The sequence below is a fragment of the Hydrogenophaga sp. OTU3427 genome, assembly GCF_038440225.1.
In the GTDB taxonomy this organism is placed as follows: domain Bacteria; phylum Pseudomonadota; class Gammaproteobacteria; order Burkholderiales; family Burkholderiaceae_C; genus Hydrogenophaga.
The window spans coordinates 17,221-31,604 of sequence record NZ_JASATI010000010.1 but is presented as its reverse complement, the minus strand read 5'-3'; the positions used below and the strand labels follow the sequence as shown (position 1 = coordinate 31,604).

The 14,384-nt window shown below is 62.2% G+C and carries 12 protein-coding genes and 1 pseudogene; 6 read left to right on the top strand and 7 right to left on the bottom strand.

The window, feature by feature from the left end:
• Positions 1-4 precede the first annotated feature (4 nt).
• Positions 5-634 (bottom strand): hypothetical protein, encoded by a 630-nt coding sequence (locus AAHB17_RS08270; protein WP_342130146.1) that lies wholly within the window; start codon positions 632-634, stop codon positions 5-7.
• Here AAHB17_RS08270 and AAHB17_RS08265 point away from each other — a divergent pair.
• Positions 536-808, top strand: coding sequence for a helix-turn-helix domain-containing protein (locus tag AAHB17_RS08265; RefSeq protein ID WP_342130066.1), 273 nt, complete (start codon positions 536-538; stop codon positions 806-808). The two genes, AAHB17_RS08270 and AAHB17_RS08265, sit on opposite strands and share 99 nt — an antisense overlap.
• A 170-nt stretch (positions 809-978) precedes the next feature.
• Here the strand turns inward: AAHB17_RS08265 and AAHB17_RS08260 are convergent, their stop codons facing one another.
• From AAHB17_RS08260 to AAHB17_RS08240, 5 genes and pseudogenes are all read right to left on the bottom strand, one after another.
• The gene (locus AAHB17_RS08260) at positions 979-2,391 is read right to left on the bottom strand and encodes a site-specific integrase (protein WP_342130065.1); all 1,413 of its coding nucleotides are present in this window, start codon (positions 2,389-2,391) and stop codon (positions 979-981) included.
• Positions 2,366-2,929: a hypothetical protein gene (locus tag AAHB17_RS08255; protein ID WP_342130064.1), complete on the bottom strand. Its 564-nt coding sequence runs from the start codon at positions 2,927-2,929 to the stop codon at positions 2,366-2,368. Before AAHB17_RS08255 ends, AAHB17_RS08260 begins: the two co-directional genes overlap by 26 nt.
• A complete protein-coding gene (locus tag AAHB17_RS08250; protein ID WP_342130063.1) occupies positions 2,922-4,994 on the bottom strand; it encodes a hypothetical protein in 2,073 nt (690 codons plus the stop codon). Before AAHB17_RS08250 ends, AAHB17_RS08255 begins: the two co-directional genes overlap by 8 nt.
• Positions 4,987-7,314, bottom strand: coding sequence for a hypothetical protein (locus tag AAHB17_RS08245; protein ID WP_342130062.1), 2,328 nt, complete (start codon positions 7,312-7,314; stop codon positions 4,987-4,989). Before AAHB17_RS08245 ends, AAHB17_RS08250 begins: the two co-directional genes overlap by 8 nt.
• A 57-nt stretch (positions 7,315-7,371) precedes the next feature.
• Positions 7,372-8,334, bottom strand: a pseudogene (locus AAHB17_RS08240) (YifB family Mg chelatase-like AAA ATPase); the annotation flags it as partial.
• 324 nt (positions 8,335-8,658) lie between these two features.
• On the opposite strand from AAHB17_RS08240, the gene AAHB17_RS08235 reads away from it, so the two are divergent.
• From AAHB17_RS08235 to AAHB17_RS08225, 3 genes are read left to right on the top strand one after another with little or no spacing between them, the layout of a single operon-like run.
• Positions 8,659-9,327 (top strand): TorF family putative porin, encoded by a 669-nt coding sequence (locus tag AAHB17_RS08235; protein WP_342130061.1) that lies wholly within the window; start codon positions 8,659-8,661, stop codon positions 9,325-9,327.
• Positions 9,328-9,381: 54 nt separating this feature from the next.
• The gene (gene glnK, locus AAHB17_RS08230; protein ID WP_342130060.1) at positions 9,382-9,720 is read left to right on the top strand and encodes a P-II family nitrogen regulator; all 339 of its coding nucleotides are present in this window, start codon (positions 9,382-9,384) and stop codon (positions 9,718-9,720) included.
• A 34-nt stretch (positions 9,721-9,754) separates the two neighbouring features.
• Positions 9,755-11,290: an ammonium transporter gene (locus AAHB17_RS08225; protein WP_342130059.1), complete on the top strand. Its 1,536-nt coding sequence runs from the start codon at positions 9,755-9,757 to the stop codon at positions 11,288-11,290.
• Between the two features lie 241 nt (positions 11,291-11,531).
• On the opposite strand, the gene AAHB17_RS08220 is transcribed toward AAHB17_RS08225, so the two are convergent.
• Positions 11,532-12,575 (bottom strand): extracellular solute-binding protein, encoded by a 1,044-nt coding sequence (locus AAHB17_RS08220; RefSeq protein ID WP_342130058.1) that lies wholly within the window; start codon positions 12,573-12,575, stop codon positions 11,532-11,534.
• A 92-nt stretch (positions 12,576-12,667) separates the two neighbouring features.
• On the opposite strand from AAHB17_RS08220, the gene AAHB17_RS08215 reads away from it, so the two are divergent.
• Both AAHB17_RS08215 and AAHB17_RS08210 read left to right on the top strand, forming a co-directional pair.
• Entirely contained in the window at positions 12,668-13,585 is a 918-nt protein-coding gene (locus tag AAHB17_RS08215) for a patatin-like phospholipase family protein (RefSeq protein ID WP_342130057.1), read from the top strand.
• Between the two features lie 31 nt (positions 13,586-13,616).
• Complete coding sequence (locus tag AAHB17_RS08210) at positions 13,617-14,375, top strand: sulfite exporter TauE/SafE family protein (protein WP_342130056.1); 759 nt, start codon at positions 13,617-13,619, stop codon at positions 14,373-14,375.
• Positions 14,376-14,384 lie beyond the last annotated feature (9 nt).

Genomic DNA, 14,384 nt, shown 5'->3' with positions numbered 1-14,384 from the left:
GTCCTTAGCTAGCCGTCGAATCTGAGGGGCGATTGTCAGAGTTGATTTCTGTTAGGCGCTCCAGAAGTACTTCCGTGTCGTCGCAACCAGAAAGTCCGGTCAGTCTTGTCACGATCTCCCTTTCGACGGCCCACTGATAAGACCTGAGGGATTCGAACATGGCTCGACCTCCAATGGAAAGCTGCGCTTCGTTCTGCCCAGACGTTCCGAGGAGGAGGGAAAACACAAGCATCATCGGTGCTGCCAACGTCGTTTGTTCGCTGTCTGACTCTTCGTCCATGACTTCCAGCGATCTCAGATCGCGTGCAACAGAAATCAGGAGTGGTTCAGGGAGCTCATTCGGGAGCGCCGCTCTTCTGGCGCTCCGCTTCTGAAGAACATTGGACAGGTTGGTCAGATCGGTGGGCGCTTGCGGACGAAGACTGGCGAGGGTCAACATACGGTTCCTAGCAAAGAAGTAGCGAGTTATCCAAGCCTCCAATTTGTACCATATATGCGGGTGCATAGATGCGCTTGCCCGTTGAAAGTTTCGGGCATGCGCAAAGTGCAAGATCTGCCCGTACTTCTCGCTGTGGCCACAGCGATCAAGGCCCGACGCACAGAAATCAACATCAGCCAAGAGGAGCTTGCTCATCGTGCTGACGTTCACAGGAGTTTTGTGGCGAGGTTGGAGCTTGCTGAAACTCAGCCCTCTTTGGCTGTGTTTTTTCGACTCGCTACCGCTCTGGAGATCGAAGTGGTGGAGCTCATACGAACTATCGTCAGGCGTGCGGAGCAGGAGAGAAGGGCTGGGCGTAGTCAAGTCTGAAGCGCAACACCTGCCTCCGAGTAAGGTCCCCAGATGCAGAGCGTCACTATCCAAGCGCTATCAACAGCTTCAGCCTTGAGTCCGGGTTCCTCTGGCAAGTCTGGCCAAACGAAGGAAGCAGCTGCTTTGCGAACATCAGTGTTGGCGTAACTTTGGATATGTCCACCTAGCTACGCCTTCTGGGAACCGTTCTCTTCTTGCCCAAGGCCTTCGGTCGCTGATAGCTCGGCAGTTAAGTCTTTCGCAGAGCGCTGCAAGTTCTCTATGTCGACAGCGGTCATGTTCGCAAAGTTAAGTGCTCGCAGCTCGGAAACGAATGAGTTGATCGCAGCCTTCGCTCTTACCGCATCGACCGCTAACCGCACTCCGCCCACCTCTTCAAACGCAAGGTGGATGTAGCGGGCGAGCGAGGCCAAGCTGGAATGCCCTGACCACTCGCACACTCGTGTCTTCAGCTCCTCTGCCGACAGAAGGAGCTGCCGGAAGGCGTCAGGACTCTCGACGTGGTATTCCTCGATCAAAGCTTTGAAGACGTTTGTGATGAAACGGTGTCTGAACATATGTGCGCAGACCCGCGTATAGAGCCCAGCGGCGCGCACCAAGATCGACACCTCCTGCGTGATCGTGTTCGGCCGCAAGGCGAAGCCGGACGTCTCACTCAAGAGCAATGCCCCGGGATCGGCCGCCCTACCGCACGTGCGCCGGATGACAACGGATCTATTGACCCGAGCAAACTCCAACAGCAGTCGGGCGTCCGACTTGGTGATCGGAACCTCCCGAATGCGGTCCTTTCTTCGCCCCCGGCCCTTTTTTGTGACGAGTTCCAGACGAGGAGCCTGCATGGCCGCAGCCCTTTCGACACTCTGAACGGTCAGAGCGGCGATTTCTGAGCGTCGTGCGCCCGTGATCTCCAGCAGGCGTAGCATGATCTGCCGTCTTCGCCGTATGTAGTTGGACGGAGAATGCTCCGCAGCGGCATTTCGAAGTGCTGCGATGACTTCGCTACCAACTGGCAGGCGCCTGCGCTCGGGTGAGCGAGTCGGGAATGAATGGTGATGCCATTTCACAGCCGTTTGCCTCCGTCCACGAGACGGGACGATTTCGGCTCGGATTGCTGCTTCGGGTCCGACCAAGTGGACTTGATGCAGTTCACCGACGAACGAGAGGAAGGCCAGGCACGTACTGGCAGTCGAAATCACGGTTGAGGGCTCCAGTCGCGGCTCACGGGAGCCGGGCTTGAATCTAGCTGCCTTGAGTGAGTTCACGAACATCGAAAAATGAGCATCGGTCAATTCGACCAGATCTACATTGTTGTTTTCGCAATAGCGCAGCAGCGGTGTGATGTGCGCAGCATAGGTGGCCAAAGTGCCGCCACGGTTGAACCGCGAGAGGCCGCGATCGACGAGTCGCAGCATGAACGCATTGGCGTCAAAACACCATCCCCCGTTTGGCCAAGTGATTAGCGGGAGGTTCGACGCATCTCGGCCAAAAGGCTGGTCGCCCTCGACGTGACTGACGATGGCAAAGTCGTCGCCTGCAGGTATGAAGAGTACCTTGTCAGCTTCGGGGTTCGAGGTCGTCATCAGCTGTCTCATTGGGGGACAAGGTTCGTCGCAGGCCCAACGAATTGAGGATCTCAGCACGCTGACGCTTGAAGGTCATTTGCGTCACGCTATCCGCAGTCGAAGCGCACCGCTCTGCCAAGTTCAACGCCGTCATGAGGCGGTCGGAGAGGAAGGCCAAATCTTCGCGCAGTACGCGGTTTCGCGCCTTGGCCTGCTTGAGCTTCAGCCTCAGCCCATCGCGGGTGTCGCGCTGGACCTGCAATGAAGCCGTTGTGAACTGCTCAATCCTTGAGAGCGCGATTCGCCGAAGAGAGTCGAGTTCTTGGAAACCCCCATCTGACCCCAAGACATCATCGGCGACCCTCTTCAGCGTATTCAGGGAGACGGGGCGGATGCCAAGCGATTCAACCTCGTATTTCGCAATATGCCCCTGCCGCCCGAGTGCCTCACGCAGCCCACTGTAATTGACGTGAACACCCGGCTCCCGAGCTACGTCTTGCAGCAGCTTGAACAGTGCGCGAACGCTTTGCTCTGATCGGGCTTGCCGCTTATCCACCAGGCGTCTCCGTCTGAGTGACAAGGATGGCGATCGTGTAGGCTGTTCCAGAATCTGCTTCAATGAACTGAGGTTCGACGAGGACACGCGAATCTTCAAGCAGGACTTCAACGTACTCCTCGAGTTCCTCAACACTTAGCACAGAGAACTCGCGAGTGTTGAACTTCTCCTCCACCAGCTCGGCCAAGGCTTCGGCGGCGGTGTTGCCACCCAACAGCGCCTGCACGGCATAGCGTGAGCGGATCGAGGTCAAAATCTTGCCCGGCACGGATTCCAGGATATAGCGCCATACATGCTTTGGATCAGTGTGACCAAGGAACCAGCGCAATGTGTCCAAGCCTCCGAAACCGCTGCCCCAGAAGAAGGCGATGGCGAAGAATCGGCGCATTTGATGCTGTCTCACGTAGTACCGTGTTTCGGGCGAGTCACCTGCGAATTCGAAGTAGTCACACAGCAAATCGACACAGAAGTAGACGCCGAATGCAGAGCCATCTGTCAATCTGCCAGTCGTCCGAGAAGGGTACGCAAATAGTGCGCCGGCCGGGTCGCCATCAACACCGGCAAGGCAAGTCTGGTGCAGACGCTCAATCAGTCGAATGAGTCGAGCCGCTATCGCGGGAATGGGACGTGCCTCCTTTTGCCGGGTGTCAGCAAAGCCTGACTTCCGGTTGAAGAAAAGCAGGTTGCGGCCACTCTTGTCCAGGCAACTCCTGACGCGCAGGTCGGTAAGCTCTCCGTTTCGTCTGGCGGTCACCGCGCCGACGATCAAGAATACTGCGCCGACCAGGATCATCACCAGTTCACAAAGTCCTTCATTCCTTCGCAGACGCTCATAGTAATCTCCATCCGCTCTCGCGCCAGGCTGAAGACGCCAGTTCTTGACCCCGAGGTCGATCAGGTGCTCGGAAATGAGGGAGTCCATCCCGATCTCGCTGCAAACTGCAGGGATGCTGATAGACAATTCTCGCGCCTTCTCTGCGACCGCCGCGTAGGCGTCCACGATGTGTTCTCCGTGGGTCAAGGCAAACGCGATCGAGCTTCGCATGGCACACAAAACGACGTCTTGCGGCAGCGTCTGGAACCTCCCGATTTCCTTTGTTTGGAGCCATGCCTGCAAATTTCTCTGCTGGATCGCGTCAATGGCCTGAGTGGGTACGTCGATCCCGCTGCGCTGGAGCAGTTTGAGGTGACCCAGGCATCGCATGTACAACGCCACCATCCGATCGCCGGCGCAGTCGTCATTCACTTCTCTTACCGGTACGGCCAAGCGCTCCCGCTCCGCCAGACCGGCCTCGTGAAGCATCAACTCGAACGGAATGGTCCGTTTCTGAACACCCCAAAGCGTATCTGCGTAGATCCTGGAGGTCAGTGCGAGCGTGTTCGGACGAATCTTGTACCCCGCTCGGCTCATTTGCCGATACAGGCCTTCGCGCCAGATCCATGCGCGCGCAGTCAACAATTCTGCGCGGCTCAATCCGAGTTGGTCGCTCCGGTCCAAGCCATCATCGATCGTGGGCACGTCCTGACGCGCCGCTGCAAGATCATGGGCCGAAATGGTGTTGCCACCGGTTCGAAGAAGCTCTCGCAGGCGTGGCATCCAGCCATACACCGACTCAGAAACATCGTTTGTCGAAGCAAGACGTGAGACGAGCGTGAGCAGATCGTTCGATGTAAGGCCCGCCAAGCCGAGCTCGCACAGGTGGACTTCTTCTTGGCGCAGCAACAGATAGTCGATCAGGTGCAGCGTGCAATGCACGCGGGCCCGCATGCTACTGGCGCTGAGTTGGCGGCCGGCTGACGCATGCGGATGCGTGGACGCGCACAGCCATAGCTTGAATGTTTCCAGCAAGCGCGCATGGCGCGTGTCGGTGAGGCTTTTTCCGTCCCGCATTCGAACGCGAAAATCGATCAGCTGCGCCGTTGCATAGTGATCGAACTGGATTTGCCAACGGTCGGCGTCAAACGGACTTCGCAGCCAGGAGGCCGCGCGATAGACGCCCGTGCCCCGGTCCAAGACGTGGTTCAAGAAGCTCAGCTCGCCCACGTAGGATTTCGCGTTACGCATACACGAACCTCTCGAACGACTCCTGCACCCGGATGCTGCGGGCTGAAATCACGAGATTTCTAAGGTCCTCCCGCCCGCTCTCTGGCGCCATGATGTAGTCCACGATCCGGTCCGTCACCAGCGCCCAGTACTGTGCCCGGCCGCAAACCGCCTTGGTTGCGTTCTGCACCGCATGTTGCAGCCCAAAAAGCAATGCCAGGATTCCGGTGCTGATACCGAAGGCGATTTCGCGATCGTTGACGTCTGCGGGTCCATCGACCAGAGGATCAAGGCGTTTGAAGGCATGGTGGCTCAGAAACTCATCGAGCTCTTGCATTGATGACAGTCCCGAGGCTTCAAGCACCAAGTCGGTTCCTTTCACGGCTTCGATGATCAACGAAGTCTGGAAGATGCGGATCCAGCGTTCCCGAAAAATACGCTGGACTTGAAGCGGCAGATAGTGATCAAGAAGACTCGGATTGAATTCCACGTGGCCCAGGGCTTCGCTCATGGCATGCACGCTTCCCGTATCCAGGTAGACGCGCACCCCGATGCTTGCTCGCAATGTGGCCAGCGTGAGCCGCTCTGCGATCGATTCCGCCGATCGCCTGTCAAGCCCCTGTCGTTCCAAGGACGAGCTCAAGTTCTTTCTGTTTTTGGGGTGGATGAAGAGGCCAGAGATGTTCTTGATGGGACTTGGGTAGCCAAATGACTTTCCGCTGCTCAAGAGAAAGGATCGCCAGTTGTCGTCGCCCTTGGCCTTCAGGTATCTGCGAAGCGGCGCAGTCGCCTGAATGATCCGTGTGACCACGTCCTTGCCGCGCGCAGTCAGCACGATCGCTTGTTGCGCATTGCCCGGCCCTGCACGATCTTTCGCTCCGACCAGCATGGTGACGCCGTCGAGAATCTGCACACACTGTATGTTCCCGTGCTTGTCATACAGCTGGAGCTTCTCCAGAAAGGAGCTCGTGATTTTGGGATGATCGTGCACCAGAAGGGTGAGATGCGGCAACAAGCTGCCGGCGTTCGGCACACCGAGCTTCAAAGCAGTTTCAGGAATTGGCTTCGGATAGAGGAGACCCACTGATGTGTCCTCGTGGGTCTGGTAGCCATAGTGTTCGAAAGTGGCAGCGGCATTGGCCATCGCCTGCGGGTTGTCTTTCGCGACCAACTGCTTATGACCGATCGAGTTGGCTCCCACTTTCTGAATGACTCTGACTGTCCCTTGCTTGGCAAGCAATGTCCGCGCGTCCACGTTGGCGCAGAACTGCGCGTATTCGCCTTCCGCCCACCGCTGCACAATCTCGATTTCCCTGCGGATGTCCTTCAACAGGACCTGAAGCGCTTGGTCATCCGTGCAATGAACCGGCACCAGCGTGATGAGGCGCCCCTTGGCGTCGGTCCCGTCTTCCTGCTTCAAAATCTTGGTCTGCGCCCCTGTCTTGGTCCGTTTGGGCGCCGCAGGCATCTGGGCCGGCTTCGCAAACAGGCCGCACGACTCCAAACATCCGGAGATGAATCTGATCGTCTGCGCATTCCACACAGCAAGGCTGGTGGCAAGTTCGTTGCCCATTTCGTGCCGCGAAGAGACAAAGTAGGCAAAAAACTGATGCCAGAAAACCTCCGTGAACGCTGGATCCTGCAAGCGTCGGACTGTCAGCGCGTCGTCATGGGCTCCGATGTACTCGGCTAAGGGGCGCAAGATCGGGATGTGGCTGGCGTTGTGCGACGTCGCCCAAGCGTCGCATGCCTTGTACAGGCGCTCTGTAAATTCGCGCCCCAAACGCTTGTAGATCGGGAAGAAAGGAAATCGTTGTCGCTTTCGCGCGTCCCTGTTCCTGCTCCACCACCCCTGCCAAAGCCACACCTTCTCAGCATCCAGTGCCAGGTCTTCGAAGAAATCGACGAATGGGCGAATCGACTCGGATACACCGGTGATCGCTGAACTAAACGTCAGGGGTGGCACCAAGAAGCCTCTGCCTTTAAGCTCGCTGAGCAGGCGAGCGAAAGAGGTTGTCTGTCTGTGCCTCCAGGCGTGCGTGGCATCAATGAACTTCTGGGAGTTGACCGCGCCAACATACGCTACACAACCTCTCCAGAACTCCGCTGATGCAAAGCCGGCATTCGGCACGTGAATGCCACAAATCTGAAGTACGCATTCCAGATGGCGCGGCTGCACCGTCTCGATGCCGCGAAGCGACAACGGTAGCGTTGCGTAGCCCGCTCGGATTTCAGCCAACAGGTGGTGGTTGAGGCGTTCGAACGGGTAGTCTGGGAAGGCGTCGTCCCTTTGGACAATTGTCAACGGCGAGTTGGGAGTGAATTGCGGGACGATTTGCACGAGAAACTCCTTGTTTCTCGCAATATAGACAACTTGGCAAAAAAGCTAAACGGCCAGTTCGTCGAGGAACAACACGCCATGGTGAGCGAGGGAAATCTCGCCCGGTCGGGGTGGCGAGCCTCCGCCCACCAGCGCCACCGCGCTCGCCGTGTGGTGCGGCGCGGCCATGGGGCGTCGGCCCCAGTCCTGCAAACGGAAGCGCCCGCCCAGGGAGGCCACGGCCGCCGCTTCCAGTGCCTCGTCTTCGTTCATGGGCGGCAACAGGTCGGCGAAACGCTGCGCCAACATGGACTTGCCGCTGCCCGGGGGGCCCACCAGCAGCAGGCTGTGGCCACCGGCCGCTGCGATCTCCAGCACCCGGCGGGCCTGGCTCTGTCCCTTGATATCGGCCATGTCGGGCCGCTCGCCAGGATGGGGGACGGTTCCTGGGGCTGGGGTGGCCTGCCGTTGCCAGCCACCGTCCTCGGCCGCCGTGTTGTCCGGGATGCCTGGGGTGGGGACGGGCAGAAAGCGCCGGACCACGTCGAGCAGGTGGTGGGCGCGGTAGACCTCGGCGGCGGGCACCAGCGCGGCCTCTTCGGCGCTGCCAGCGGGCAACACCAGCCGACGGGCGCTGCCCCGCTGCCGGTGCTGCGCCAGGCCCATGGCCAGGGCGCCGCGCACCGGGCGCAACTCGCCGCCCAATGAAAGTTCGCCAGCGAATTCCCAGCCGTTCAGCCGTTGGGCGTCGATCTGCCCGCTGGCCGCCAGCAAACCCAGCGCGATGGGCAGGTCGAAACGCCCCGAGTCCTTGGGCAGGTCGGCGGGCGCGAGGTTGACGGTGATCTTTTTGCTGCTCGGGAAGTCCAGCCCGGCGTTCATCAGGGCCGAGCGCACGCGCTCCCGGGCCTCCTTGACCTCGGTTTCGGCCAGCCCGACCAGGGTGAAACTGGGCAGGCCGTTGGCCAGATGCACCTCCACGCACACCGGACGTGCGTCCAGCCCCACCAGCGCACGGCTGTGCACCAAAGACAAACCCATGGCGGCCCTCCCTGTTCTGGTGCGGCTTGACGGCCCGATCAGGACCGCCAAAATGCACGTTCGTGGTGCATTGGTCGGCTGTGCCAGGCCGCCGTGCACCGCCAAGCCCCTTGGTGGTGCTTGTGCGTGTCCATCCTACACCGGCGGCGTGCGGCAGGGCAGGGCGGGGCGGCGGGGGCGGGGGCCGGGATTGTGAGTCTTTGTGAGTGACGTGCGCTGCAACGTGGGTTGGTCTGCGCCCTATTGGGGTGCCCGGGAGCGCCGGGTTGGCACATTCCCTGCTTAAGTGGCCCGTCTTCCCCTCAACCACTGGAGTTCTCCGTCATGAACATTTCCGCTATCAAGTCCCTGGCTGTTGTGGCGCTGGCCGCCTCGCCCCTGCTGGCCGCTGCCCAGCTGTCGGCCAACGTGTCGCTCAACACCAGTTACAAGTTCCGTGGCCAGGACCAGACGGCCAACAAGCCTGCGCTGCAGGGCGGTTTCGATTACGCCTTCGCCAATGGCCTGTATGTCGGCAACTGGAACTCCAACGTGACCCTGCCCACCGGCAGCCTGGAGATGGACCTCTACGGCGGCTACAAGGGCGAAGTCAGCGGCATCGGTTACGACGTCGGCGTGCTGCACTACGCCTACCCGGGCGCCAGCAGCTTCAAGACCACCGAGGTCTATGGCGGCCTGAGCTACGCCGGCTTCAGCGCCAAGTACTCGCACACCGTCTCCAGCCAGTACTTCGGTTCCGGCAGCAAGGCCGGCTACCTCAGCCTGGGCTACTCGACCGAGATCAGCAAGGGCCTGACCCTGAGCGCGGCCGTGGGCCTGACCGATTTCAAGCAGAAGGCCCTGACCGATTTCACCGACTACAGCGTGGGCCTGGGCTACGACCTGGGTGACGGCTACTCCGTCAAGGCCGCTTTCGTGGGCGCCAACAAGAAGGCCGTGTATGGCGACATCAACAAGAACCGCCTGGTGCTGACTGTCGCCAAGGCCATGTGACAGCTGCCGGGCCGCCCTGGCGGCCCGGACCGAACCGCCATCGAGAGGAACCTTATGAAACTGGTCACCGCCATCATCAAACCCTTCAAGCTGGACGAAGTGCGCGAAGCACTTTCGGGCATCGGCGTGCAGGGCATCACCGTCACCGAGGTCAAGGGCTTCGGACGCCAGAAGGGCCACACCGAGCTGTACCGCGGCGCCGAGTACGTGGTCGACTTCCTGCCCAAGGTCAAGATCGAGGCGGCCGTGGCCGACGAACTGGTCGACCGCGTGATCGAAGCCATCGAAGGCGCTGCCCGCACCGGCAAGATCGGTGACGGCAAGATCTTCGTTTACAGCCTGGAGCAAGTGGTCCGCATCCGCACCGGCGAAACCGGCAAAGAAGCGCTCTGACAGCGGCCCCTCATCGCAGAAGAAAGAGTCACCCATGAAAAAGCTCATCACCGGCCTGTTCCTAGGCCTCAGTCTGACCTTCGGTGGTCTGGCCGCCATGGCCCAGACGGCCGCGCCAGCAGCCACCGAAACCCCGGCGGCAACCGCTGCCGCCCCTGCCGCCAGCAGCGCCGCTGCCGCGCCCGCCGCCGCAGCCCCCGCCGCGCCGGCTGAGGCCGCCGCCGCACCGGCACCGGTCCCCAACAAGGGCGACACCGCCTGGATGATGGTGTCCACCTTGCTGGTCATCCTGATGACCGTGCCGGGCCTGGCCCTGTTCTACGGCGGCCTGGTGCGCAGCAAGAACATGCTGTCCGTGCTCATGCAGGTCATGGTCACCTTCTCGTTGATCGCCGTGCTGTGGTTCGTCTATGGCTACAGCCTGGCCTTCACCGAGGGCAATGCGTTCATCGGGGGCTTTGACCGGCTGTTGATGGCTGGGGTGTGGGACAACGTTGCAGGCACCTTTGCCAACGGTGCCACCTTCAGCAAGGGCGTGGTCATTCCCGAGATCATCTTCGCCGCCTTCCAGGCCACCTTTGCCGGCATCACCTGCGCGCTGATCGTCGGCGCCTTCGCCGAACGCATGAAGTTCTCCGCCGTGCTGCTGTTCATGGCGATCTGGTTCACCTTCAGCTACCTGCCCATCGCGCACATGGTGTGGTTCTGGATGGGTCCGGACGCCTACACGGCCAAGGAAGTGGCTGACAGCATGACGGGCAAGGCCGGCCAGATCTGGCAGTGGGGCGCGCTGGACTTCGCTGGCGGCACCGTGGTGCACATCAACGCTGCCGTTGCGGGTCTGGTGGGCGCCTTCATGGTCGGCAAACGCATCGGCTACGGCAAGGAAGCCATGGCCCCGCACAGCCTGACGCTGACCATGGTGGGCGCTTCGCTGCTGTGGGTGGGCTGGTTCGGCTTCAACGCCGGTTCCGCCCTGGAAGCCAACGGTTTCGCCGCCCTGGCCTTCATCAACACCTTTGCCGCCACCGCTGCCGCCGTGCTGGCCTGGTGTGTGGGCGAGGCGCTGCACAAGGGCAAGGCCTCCATGCTGGGTGCCGCCTCGGGTGCCGTGGCCGGTTTGGTCGCCATCACCCCGGCCGCCGGCAACGTGGGCATCGGTGGTGCGCTGGTGATCGGCTTCGTCGCCGGCTTCGCCTGCCTGTGGGGCGTGAGCGGTCTCAAGCGCATGCTGGGTGCCGACGACTCGCTGGACGTCTTCGGCGTGCACGGCGTGGGTGGCATCATCGGCGCCCTGCTGACCGGCGTGTTCAACAGCCCGGCCCTGGGTGGCCCCGGCTATGTGGCCGACTGGGTCACCGCCACCATGGTGACGACCGCCGACTACTCGATCGCGGCCCAGGTTTGGGTCCAGCTGAAGGCCGTGCTGCTGACCATCGTCTGGTCGGGCGTGGTCTCCTTCGTGGCCTACAAGATCGTTGACATGGTGATCGGTCTGCGTGTCAGCGAGGAAGACGAGCGCGAAGGTCTCGACATCCGCTCGCACGGCGAAACCGCCTACAACCGTTGAACCACACGGCGGGCTCGCGAGGGCCCGCCGTCACTGAGCCGTCTGAGAGATCATCTCCACAAAAGATGTTGGGCCCGACCCGCGCAAGCGGTCGGGTCATTTTTCTTGGATGGCCGAATCAGTGCACACAAAAAAAAGCCCGATCGATACCGGGCTTTTTTTGTGCAAGAAGTGCGATGTGGCGAGGCGATCCGCCGCAGGGCCGCACCAAGGCGAATCAGCCCCCTGGAGACAGCGGCCTTTACTTGTAGCCCACGCGGTCCAGCATCTGCTGCACTTTCGGCAGGTTCTTGGCCACGACGGTCAGGGAGATGTTGTCGCCCTTGAAGTGGTCGCCACCCATGGCCTTGATGGCCGGGTTGTTGGACTTCACGCCCTTGGCCACCGGGAACTCGTTGTTGCCTTCGGCAAAGTAGCCCTGCGCCGACGCGCTGGACAGGTATTCCATGAAGGCCACCGCGTTGTCGCGGTTCTTGGCGTGTTTGGCCACGGCGGCGCCGGCGATGTTCACGTGGGTGCCCGAGGTGCCCTGGTTCGGGAACACCACGCGCACGCGCTCCATGGCCGTGCGATCGTCCGGCTGGCTCGACTTCAGCAGCCGCGCAACGTAGTACGAATTGGTCAGCGCCACGCCGCATTCGCCAGAGGCCACGGCCTTGATCTGGTCGGTGTCGCCGCCCTTGGGATCGCGCGCCATGTTGGCCACCAGACCCTTGAGCCAGGTCTCGCCCTGGGCGTCGCCCAGGCGCTCCACCACGGTGGTGAACAGCGACAGGTTGTAGGGATGCGAGCCCGAGCGGGTACACAGCAGGCCCTTGAGCCTGGGGTCGGCCAGTTGTTCGTAGGTGGCCACGTCGGCGGCCTTCACGCGCAGCGGGTCGTAGACCACCAGGCGGGCGCGCGTCGAGAAGCCGGTCCAGGTCACGCCGTCGGCCGTGGGCTGAGCGCGCAGATGGGCCGGGATGGCGTCGTCCAGCACCTTGGACTTGATCGGCTGGAACAGGCCCATGTTGTCGGCCAGCGCCAGGCGCGCGGCGTCGACCAGCAACACGACATCGGCAGGCGAGGACGCGCCCTCGGCACGGAGTCGGTTCACAATGCCGGCATCGTCGCCATCCACGCGGTTGATCTTGATGCCCGTGGCCTTGGTGAAACCTTCGTACAGGTTTTCATCGGTCTGGTAGTGTCGGGCGGAGTACAGGTTCAGGACCTTGTCCTGGGCCTGGGCCGACAGCGCCAGCAAGGCGGCGGCCAATGCGATGGAGCGGGTGGCAAACGGTTTCATGGGGCGTTGATGTAGGTGGGTGATCAGAACGGCTGCGATAATAGCATTAACGCGAATCATTCTCAATAATGAAACCTCTTGAAACCCGAGGCATGACTGGGCACCGTTGGCGCCATGCCCTGTTGTCAGGGCTGCTGCTGTGGCTGGCGGCGTGCAGCACCACGCCGCCCGTGGCGCCGCCGGAAGAGCCGGCCCCGCCGCTCCCGCCCGTGGCGCGGCCCGAACCCGTGCGCCCGCCGCCACGGATCGGCCTGGCGCTGGGTGGGGGCGCGGCACGCGGGTTCGCGCACGTGGGGGTGATCCAGGTGCTGGAGCGCCATGGCATACGCCCCGACTACGTGGTCGGCACCTCTGCCGGCAGCCTGGTGGCCGCGCTCTACGCCAGCGGCAAGAACGGCGCCGAACTGGAGCGCGCCGCGCTGGCGATGGAGGAGGCCGCCATCACCGACTGGACCTTGCCGCTGTTCAGCCGCGGCATGTTGCGCGGCGACGCGCTGGCGCGCTACGTCAACCAGCAGGTGGGCGGCAAGCTGCTGGAACAAATGCCCCTGCCGCTGGGCGTGGTGGCCACCGATCTGCAACAGGGCGAGGGCATCGTGTTCCGGCGTGGCGACACCGGCACGGCGGTGCGCGCCTCCAGCGCCGTGCCCGGCGTGTTCCTGCCGGTGCCGATCGCCGGGCGCGAGTACGTGGACGGGGGCCTGGTGGCGCCCGTGCCGGTACGCCAGGCGCGGCAGATGGGGGCCGAGGTGGTGATCGCGGTCGACATCTCCAGCGCGCCCGAGGGCAATGCCACCAACGACACCTTCCGCCTGTTGCTGCAGACCTTTGCCATCATGGGCCAGAGCATCAACCGGCTGGAGCTGGCGGGAGCCGAGCTGGTGGTGCGCCCTTCGCTGGCCGGGGTGGGCAGCGCCGACTTCGCCTCGCGCCAGCGTTCCATCGAGGCCGGCCGCGTGGCCATGACCGCCGCCCTGCCACGTCTCAAGGCCTTGATGGAGCGGCGCTGAGCGGTCACCAGCGGGTGCGACAATGCCCGCGATGGAATGGATTGTTGTGACGCTGGCCTCGCTGCTGGCCGGTTTTGTGGATTCGATCGTGGGCGGTGGCGGCTTGATTCTCACGCCAGCCCTGTTTGCCACCTTTCCCCAGGCGCATCCCGCCACGCTGTTCGGCAGCAACAAGGGGGCTTCGGTCTGGGGCACGGCGGCGGCCACCTGGCAGTACGGCCGGCGCGTTCAATTGCCCTGGCACGCGGTGTTGCCGGCGGCCGCGGCGGCCTTCATCGCGGCCATGCTGGGCGCCTGGACGGTGACGCAAATCTCGCCCGGCTTCCTGCGCAAGCTGCTGCCCTTCATCCTGCTGCTGATCCTGGGCTACACGCTGGTCAAGAAGGAACTGGGGCGCCACCACCAGCCGCGTTTTGCTGGTGGGGCTGAAACCGCCGCGGCCAGCCTGCTGGGCGCGGTGATCGGCTTCTACGACGGCTTCTTCGGGCCGGGCACGGGCAGCTTCTTTGTCTTCCTGTTCGTGCGCTGGCTGGGCTATGACTTCCTGCATTCCAGCGCGTCGGCCAAGCTGCTCAACACCGCCAGCAACCTGTCGGCCCTGATGCTGTTTGCCTGGAAAGGCCACGTCTGGTGGCACTTTGTCGCGGTCATGGCCGTGGCCAATGTCGTTGGGAGCACCCTGGGTTCGCGCCTGGCGATCAAGCACGGCACCGGCTTCGTGCGCGGCGTATTTATCGTGGTGGTGTCGGCGCTGATCCTCAAGACCGGCTTTGATGCCTACCTGCGCTGAGGCGCTCGG